1 protein-coding gene is annotated in these 639 nt (G+C 76.7%); it reads right to left on the bottom strand.

Annotation, left to right across the window (positions count from 1 at the left end; genetic code table 11):
* Positions 1–91: 91 nt before the first annotated feature.
* Positions 92–639 (bottom strand): type ISP restriction/modification enzyme (locus ACJA3G_RS38195; protein ID WP_406557575.1); only part of this gene is annotated, 548 nt, incomplete at its 5' end.

Here is a 639-nt window from a genome sequence, read left to right as displayed (position 1 = left end):
AGGGAGGGGCTGGGGCTGCGGAGTGCTCATGGGAGCCGTGCTTATCGTGTACGGGGCACTTTTGTCACGGGCGGCTCGGCGGCGGCGCTCCTCAGAGGAGGGCCAGCTGCCCGTCCGGGCCCTCTTCGGGACGGTCGAGTACGGAGGCGGGGCGGCGGGCCGACGGCGGTACGGGCAGGACGCGCGCCTCCACCAGCCGGTCGCGGGCGAGGCGGGGGACCTCGGCCAGCTCCCGCAAGGCCGGGCGCACTTCGTCGAGCAGGGCCAGGACGGTGACGAGCTCAAGGAGGTCGGACGTCCACTCCTGCGGCCAGGACGCGGGCCGTACGGCCTCCAGGGTCCCCGGCTCGCCGCCGCGCGTCCGCTCCTCGAACCACGCCTCCAGCACGCGCACCCCGCCCACCTCGAACTCCCAGGCGCCCCGGGGCACCGGGGAGACGCGTCCCTCGCCGAGATACAGGCTCTCGTCCTCCGGGTCGTAGCGCAGCGCGTCGGGGCGGGGCGGGATCGCGGCCCGCACATACGGCCGCCGACCGCCGGGCAGCCGGGGCTTCTCGCCGCCGCGCGCCCCGCGTACGGTCAGCGCGGTGATCCGGTGCCCCAGCTCCACGCCGCGCGCCCAGAGGACCGGGTCGGGGG

The sequence above is a fragment of the Streptomyces sp. YS-3 genome (assembly GCF_045257485.1).
In the GTDB taxonomy this organism is placed as follows: Bacteria; Actinomycetota; Actinomycetes; order Streptomycetales; family Streptomycetaceae; genus Streptomyces.
This window is presented reverse-complemented; position numbering and strand designations above follow the sequence as displayed.